This window comes from Candidatus Allofournierella excrementigallinarum (assembly GCF_944388085.1).
Taxonomy (GTDB): Bacteria; Bacillota; Clostridia; order Oscillospirales; family Ruminococcaceae; genus Allofournierella_A; species Allofournierella_A excrementigallinarum.
Genome location: NZ_CALXHK010000076.1, coordinates 1 through 6,909 on the forward strand (window position 1 = coordinate 1; position 6,909 = coordinate 6,909).

Annotated in this window: 6 protein-coding genes; 2 read left to right on the plus strand and 4 right to left on the minus strand. The window is 67.8% G+C overall.

Annotated features, from left to right (window positions below; all coding sequences use genetic code 11):
• On the minus strand, positions 1-1,001 hold a 1,001-nt coding region (gap, locus tag ACH2AT_RS10360), incomplete at its 3' end, for a type I glyceraldehyde-3-phosphate dehydrogenase (RefSeq protein ID WP_394965824.1).
• A gap of 215 nt (positions 1,002-1,216) precedes the next feature.
• On the opposite strand from gap, the gene ACH2AT_RS10365 reads away from it, so the two are divergent.
• Together ACH2AT_RS10365 and ACH2AT_RS10370 are read left to right on the plus strand one after the other, a co-directional pair.
• Positions 1,217-1,930 carry an ATP-binding protein gene (locus ACH2AT_RS10365; RefSeq protein ID WP_394965826.1) on the plus strand — a complete coding sequence of 238 codons (714 nt, stop codon included), beginning with the start codon at positions 1,217-1,219 and terminating at the stop codon, positions 1,928-1,930.
• Positions 1,931-1,985: 55 nt separating this feature from the next.
• Positions 1,986-3,008, plus strand: coding sequence for a type I asparaginase (locus ACH2AT_RS10370; RefSeq protein WP_394965828.1), 1,023 nt, complete (start codon positions 1,986-1,988; stop codon positions 3,006-3,008).
• Between the two features lie 54 nt (positions 3,009-3,062).
• Here the strand turns inward: ACH2AT_RS10370 and ACH2AT_RS10375 are convergent, their stop codons facing one another.
• The 3 genes from ACH2AT_RS10375 to ACH2AT_RS10385 all read right to left on the minus strand — a co-directional run.
• Complete coding sequence (locus ACH2AT_RS10375) at positions 3,063-5,663, minus strand: cation-translocating P-type ATPase (RefSeq protein WP_394965830.1); 2,601 nt, start codon at positions 5,661-5,663, stop codon at positions 3,063-3,065.
• Positions 5,664-5,939: 276 nt separating this feature from the next.
• Positions 5,940-6,752 (minus strand): hypothetical protein, encoded by an 813-nt coding sequence (locus tag ACH2AT_RS10380; protein WP_394965832.1) that lies wholly within the window; start codon positions 6,750-6,752, stop codon positions 5,940-5,942.
• On the minus strand, positions 6,752-6,909 hold a 158-nt coding region (locus tag ACH2AT_RS10385), incomplete at its 5' end, for a citrate/2-methylcitrate synthase (protein WP_394965834.1). The genes ACH2AT_RS10380 and ACH2AT_RS10385, both read right to left, overlap by 1 nt.

Genomic DNA, 6,909 nt, shown 5'->3' on the forward strand with positions numbered 1-6,909 from the left:
GCGAAGTACTTGATGGTGCGGACCATCTGGCTGGTGTAGCTGTTCTCGTTGTCGTACCAGGACACGACCTGCACCTGGTAGGTGTCGTCGTCGATCTTGGTGACCATGGTCTGGGTGGCGTCGAACAGGCTGCCATAGGTCATGCCGATGACGTCGCTGGACACGATGGGATCCTCGTTGTAGCCGTAGCTGTCGGAAGCGGCGGCCTTCATGGCGGCGTTGATGCTCTCCTTGGTCACGTCCTTGCCCTTGACGACGGCCACCAGGATGGTGGTGGAGCCGGTGGGAACAGGCACGCGCTGTGCAGAGCCGATCAGCTTGCCGTTCAGCTCGGGGATGACCAGGCCGATGGCCTTGGCGGCGCCGGTGCTGTTGGGAACGATGTTGGCGGCGCCGGCGCGGGCACGGCGCAGGTCGCCCTTGCGGTGGGGGCCGTCCAGGATCATCTGGTCGCCGGTGTAGGCGTGCACGGTGGTCATGATGCCGCTCTGGATGGGATAGGTGTCGTTCAGCACCTTCGCCATGGGAGCCAGGCAGTTGGTGGTGCAGGAAGCGGCGCTGATGATCTGGTCATCGGCGGTCAGGGTGTTCTCGTTCACGCTGTAAACAATGGTCTTCAGGTCGTTGCCGGCGGGGGCGGAGATGACGACCTTCTTGGCGCCGGCTTCGATGTGAGCCATGGCCTTGTCCTTCTTGGTGAAGAAGCCGGTGCACTCCAGCACCACGTCCACGCCCAGCTCGCCCCAGGGCAGCTCGGCGGGGTTGGGGTTCTTGTAGATGGTGATCTTCTTGCCGTCCACGGTGATGGAGTCCTCACCGGCCACCACGGTGTGGCCGTCGTAACGGCCCTGGGCGGTATCGTACTTCAGCAGATGGGCCAGCATCTCGGGGCTGGTCAGGTCGTTGATGGCCACCACTTCGTAGCCCTCCGCGCCAAACATCTGACGGAAGGCCAGACGGCCGATGCGGCCGAAACCATTGATTGCAACTTTCACTGCCATTGTAAAATCCTCCTTATGATTCGCGTTGCGCCCTTGCGGGCGGAACATCTCACGGCTGGTTTTATTGTATCGCAATTTTTTTCAAAGCACAAGTGGTTGTGAATGATTTAACACAAAAATGCAAAAGAAAACTTTGGAAGGTACAACCCGCGCATGAACCGCACCCGCCCCGCCACACTAAGGGGAGAATACCGGGCAAGGGAGGAACGACGGCCATGGATCTGCGATGGGAGTGCGCCCGCCGCACGGCGGCGCTGCTGCGCGCCGAGTGCGCCGAGGTGCTGACGGCGGAGGGGGCGGCCCGGCGCGCCGCCGCCTACCGCATTTTGCGGGCGGCGCAGAACCTGGAGATGTGGGCGCACCTGACCGGCGCAGGTCTGCCGCCGCGGGTGATGGACCTTTCCGCCAGCGCCCGGGCGCTGGTGGAGGCGGCCCGGGAGGTGTGCTCCACGCCCCCTTCCCTGCTGCGCTTTTCCGCCTGCGGCCAGCCCCTGCCGGTGGCCGCCGCCGAACCGGCCTTCGGGGCGGTGCTTTTGAACCTTCTGTGCAACAGCCTTTTGTATGGCGGGGCAACGCCGGCGGTGAGCGTGCGCTGCCTGCGCCAGGGCAGCCGGGCGGTGCTGCTTTTGCGGGACTGGGGGCCGGGCATCCCGCCCCACCGCCAGCGGCTGGCCCTGACCCCCTTCGCCGGCACGGGCAGCCTGCCGGGGCTGGGGCTGGGGCTGCCTCTGGCCGCCGCTTTCGCCGCGCGCTACGGCGGGGCCTTCACGCTGGAGAGCCGGCCGGGCAAGGGGGTGGCGGCGGCGCTGTCGCTGCCGCTGTGCCCGGTGGCAAAGCTGCCCCGCCCGCCCCACGCCGCCGCCCTGCTGGCCGACCGCTACAGCCCGGTGTACGTGCAGCTGTCGCCCCGGTGCGTGCTGCCCGATTGACCGGCGAAAGAGGCTATATTATAATGGATGTGCAGGATTTTTCGGGAGGCAGGACATGGAAAAGCGCATTTGCATCCTCTACACCGGCGGCACCATCGGCATGGTGCCCACCCCCAGGGGCTACGCGCCCCGGCCAGGGTATCTGGGCCCGCTGCTGGCGGCCATGCCGGAGCTGACCGGTCCCGAGGCCCCCGCCTGGGACCTGGTGGAGATGGACCCTCTGCTGGATTCCTCCAACATCGCCGTGGGCGAATGGAACGCCATCGGGCAGGCCATTTTTGAACGCTACGACAGCTACGACGGCTTTGTGGTGCTGCACGGCACCGACACCATGGCCTACACCGCCGGGGCGCTGAGCTTCATGCTGGAAAACCTGCAAAAGCCGGTGGTGCTCACCGGCAGCCAGATCCCCCTGTGCCGCCTGCGCAGCGACGGGCGGGAGAACCTCATCACCAGCCTGCTCATCGCGGCCCAGGGAAAGGCCGCCGAGGTGTGCCTTTATTTCGGCGGCAAGCTGCTGCGGGGCTGCCGGGCGGTGAAGCGCTCGGCAGACGGGCTGCAGGCCTTTTTCAGCCCCAACTACCCGCCGCTGGCGCTGGCGGGGGTGAACATCCGCTACGACGACGCGGCCCTGCGCCGCCCCGCGCCCCGGGGCCCGGCGGCGCTGGCCCCCTTCGGCAATGTGCCCATCGGGGTGCTGAAGGTATTCCCGGGCATCCAGTTCGATCTGTTCGAGCCCATCATGACCCGGCGGCTGCGGGGCATCGTGCTGGAGACCTTCGGCGCGGGCAACATCCCCGACGAGCAGGGGGCGCTGCCGCCCCTCATCCGGAAAGCGTGGCAGAACGGCGCGGTGCTCACGGTGTGCAGCCAGTGCTTTGAGGGCGGCGTGCTGCTGGGCGAATACGCCGCCAGCGCGGCGCTGGCGGCGGCGGGCGCGGTGAGCGGCGGCGACATGACCACCGAAGCCGCCGTTGCCAAGCTCTATTACCTGTTCAGCAAGGGGCTGGACGCCGCCGCCGTGAAGGAGAAAATGGGCGAGAACCTGCGGGGCGAGCGCAGCGGCAGCCTTACATAAACGCGCAAAAGGGCCCCCGCCGGGACATTCCCGGCGGGGGCCGCGTTTCATTTTTCAGCGTTTGACGACCTTATAAAGCTGGATGACCACGGTGGGGGCCACGGCCAGCAGGGCGATCTGGCCCAGCTGGGCGGCGGAAAGGGCGCTGACGGCGAAGAGGCCGGAGAGGCCCGGCACGAACAGCACCGCGGCCAGCAGCGCCACGCCCAGCACGAAGGCGCCCAGGGAATACCAGTTGCCGGAAAAGCCCAGCTTGAAGATGGAGGCCCGGCCCCGGCAGTTGAAGCCGTGGAACAGGCGCGCCAGCGTCAGCGTGGCGAAGGCCATGGTGCTGGCCAGCGCCGCGCCGCCGGCAAAAAGGCCCAGGTAGAAGGCGGTCATGGTGGCCGCGCCGATCAGCGCGCCCTGGCCGCCGATGGCGCCCAGCAGGCCGCGGTCCAGCAGGGGGGCTTTGGGGTCCCGGGGGGGCTGGTCCAGCAGGTCTTCGCCGGCGGGCTCCATGCCGATGGCGATGGCGGGCAGGCTGTCGGTGAGCAGGTTGATGAACAGCAGGTGCACCGCCTGGAAGGGCACCGGCAGCGCCGCCAGCGAGGCCCACAAAACGCACAGGATGCCCGCCGTGTTGCCGGAAAGCAGGAACTGGATGGCGTTTTTGATGTTGGCATAAACGCCGCGGCCGTTCACCACCGCCCGCACGATGGTGGCGAAGTTGTCGTCGGTGAGGATCATGGAGGCGGCGTCCTTGCTGACCTCGGTGCCGGTGATGCCCATGGCCACGCCGATGTCCGCCCGCTTGAGGGCGGGCGCGTCGTTCACGCCGTCGCCGGTCATGGACACGATGCTGCCCCGGCGCTGCCAGGCCTCCACGATGCGGATCTTATGCTCCGGCGACACCCGGGCGTAGACCGACACCTTGGGCAGCACCTCGTCCAGCTGCCCGTCGGTCATGGCCGTCAAAGCCGCGCCGTCCAGCGCCTGGTCCCCCGGCTGCATGATGCCGATCTTTTCGGCGATGGCGCTGGCGGTGACCTTGTGGTCGCCGGTGATCATGATGGTGCGGATGCCGGCGCGGCGGGCGTCCGCCACCGCCTGGATGGACTCGGGCCGGGGCGGGTCCACCATGGCCACCAGGCCCACGAAGGTGAAGTCCCGCTCGCTGGCCATGGTCAGCGGCTCGCTGTCGTCCAGACGCCTGCGGGCAAAACCAAGCACCCGCAGCCCCTGCCGGGACCAGCTCTCGTTCACGCCCATCAGCAGGGCTTTGTCCTCCTCTGTGAGGGGGCGCTCGCCCTCCGGGGCAAGGATGCGCGCCGAGCGGGCCAGCAGTTCGTCCATGGCGCCTTTGGTGTAGAGCGTGCGCTCGCCGTCCACCCGGTGGAGGGTGCTCATCAGCTTGCGGTCGGAGTCAAAGGCCAGCTCGCCCAGGCGGGGGCACTCGCCGCGCAGCGCATGCTCGTTCATGCCCATGCCCCGGCCCAGCTGCACCAGGGCGATCTCGGTGGGGTCGCCCACCGCGCCCTCCTCGCTCATGGTGGCGTCGCTGGCCAGCAGGCCCATCCGGGCCAGCAGGGTCTGGGCCGGGTCGGCCGCGGTCATGTCCGCCGCTTCCAGTTCCCGGCCTGCCACCCAGGCCTTCTGCACCTGCATGCGGTTCTGGGTGAGGGTGCCGGTCTTGTCGGAGCAGATGACCGACACCGCGCCCAGGCTCTCCACAGCCTTCAGGTCCTTGATGACGGCGTTCTGCCGGGCCATCTTCTGGGTTCCCATGGCCAGCACGATGGTCACGATGGAGCTGAGGGCCTCGGGGATGGCGGCCACCGCCAGGGCCACGGCGAACATCAGGGAGTCCAGCACGGGCATGCCGCTGCGGAAGACGGAGAGCAGGAACACCACGCCGCAGATGGCCATGATGACCGCCGCCAGCTTGCCGCTGAAGGCGTCCAGGCTCTGCTGCAGGGGGGTCTTGCGCTGCTGGGTGCGGTTCATCAGCGCGGCGATGTGGCCGATCTCGGTGTCCATGCCGGTCTCGGTGACCACCATCAGGCCCCGGCCGTAGGTGACGAGCGACCCGGAATAGGCCATGTTCTTGCGGTCGCCCAGGGGGATGTTCTCCCCTTCCAGCGCGCCGTCGACCTTTTCCACCGGCTCGCTCTCGCCGGTGAGGCTGCTCTCGTTGATCTTCAGCGACCAGCTGTTCAAAAGCCGGCCGTCGGTCACCACCATGTCGCCGGCCTCCAGCAGCACCACGTCGCCGGGCACCACCTGGGCCGAGGGCAGGGCCACCGTCTCGCCGCCCCGCAGCACCTTGGCGGTGGGGGCGGACATGGCCTTCAGGCTTTCAAGGCTCTTTTCCGCCTTGAGGTACTGCACGGTGCCCAGCACCGCGTTGAGCAGCAGCACCGCGAAGATGACCAGGGTGCTCTCGCTCTGGCCGCTGGCCAGGGAGATGAGGGCCGCCGCCACCAGGATGATGACCAGCAGGTCCTTGAACTGCTCGGCGAACACCTGCAAAGCGCTCTTTTTCCTGCCCTCGGTGAGTTTGTTCTCGCCGTGCTGTTCCAGCCGGCGGGCCGCCTCTTCGACGGTCAGGCCCTGCGCGGAAACGGAGAGTTCGTCCAGGGTCTGCTGCGCGGTTTTTTCGTACCAGTTTTTCATCTTTTCTGCCTCCCGTGGTTTTTTATGGGCACGCAAAATGCCCGGCCGCCTTTGAACGGCGGCCGGGCAAAAAGAAAAGACCCCCCGGCAGCCACAGCAAAACGGCTGCTGAAAAGTCTTGTGACCACAAAACACAGGGCCCGCGCCGCCAGGCCCGAGGGGCCGGCTTGTTGGCGGTGCGGCAGGGCGGCCAGAAAAAGCCGCCTACACTACTCCCTTTTCAACATTTTAATTATAGACCAAAGCGGGCGGCGCGTCAATCGCGCCGCCCGCTCTTTACAAACATTTTACATTTTCCCCGGACCGGCTGGATTCCGGGGCGGCCTCGCCCACAGAGCCGAAGGCATACGCCGCGCCGCAAAGGCCCACCAGGGCCAGGGCGCCGGCCTCCGCCAGGTCCGCCGCGCCGGCGGCGCCCACCATGAAGCGGGCCAGCGCGCCGGGAAAGGCCAGGCAGGTGCACAGCAGAAAGGCCGCGCTGCCGGTGAAGAACACCCAGCCGCCGCTGCGCCCGCCGGGCACATAGGCCACCTTGGCCTGGGCGGCGGTGAACAGCAGCGCCGCCAGCGCCGCTAGGGCGGCGAAGTTGGCGTCCACCCGGGCCATGCCGGTGGGGGCAAGGCCGAAGCGGCTGATGGTGAGCAGATAGAGCGACAGGGTGCCCGCCACGCCCATCAGCGCGCTGCGGGTGGGGGCTTCAAACTCGGGGGTGAACCGGCTGCGGCCCAGCAGCAGCATCCAGACGGCGCTGACCAGATACAGCGCCGCCCCCGCCTTGCCGAAGGCGTCCAGGCCCGACCAGCCGGCCAGCCTGGCGCCGCCCAGGGCGGCAAAGCCGAACCCGGCCAGAAAGCACACGGCGCCCTGGGCCGCGCTCTGGCCGCAGAGGGCGGCGGGGCGGCGGGGCGCCAGCAGCGCGCCCAGCGCCAGCAGCACAAGGATGCCCCCCGCGATGGCGTAGCGCGCCCAGGCGGGGCCCCAGGTGACGAAGCCGGTGTCAAGGTCGGTGTAATTCACCACGTCCAGCCAGCGGGCCGCGCCCGCCAGGGCCGAGACCAGCAAAAGCAAAAAGGCAGCAAAGCGTTTCATCATCGTTCCTCAAGGGTCTTGTATTTCTGCCGCACGCCCAGATACTTGTAGGCCGGGCGGATGATGCGGTTGGCGAACACCACTTCTTCGATGCGGTGGGCGCACCAGCCGGGGATGCGGCTGATGGCGAACAGCGGGGTGTACAGGTCCGGGCCGA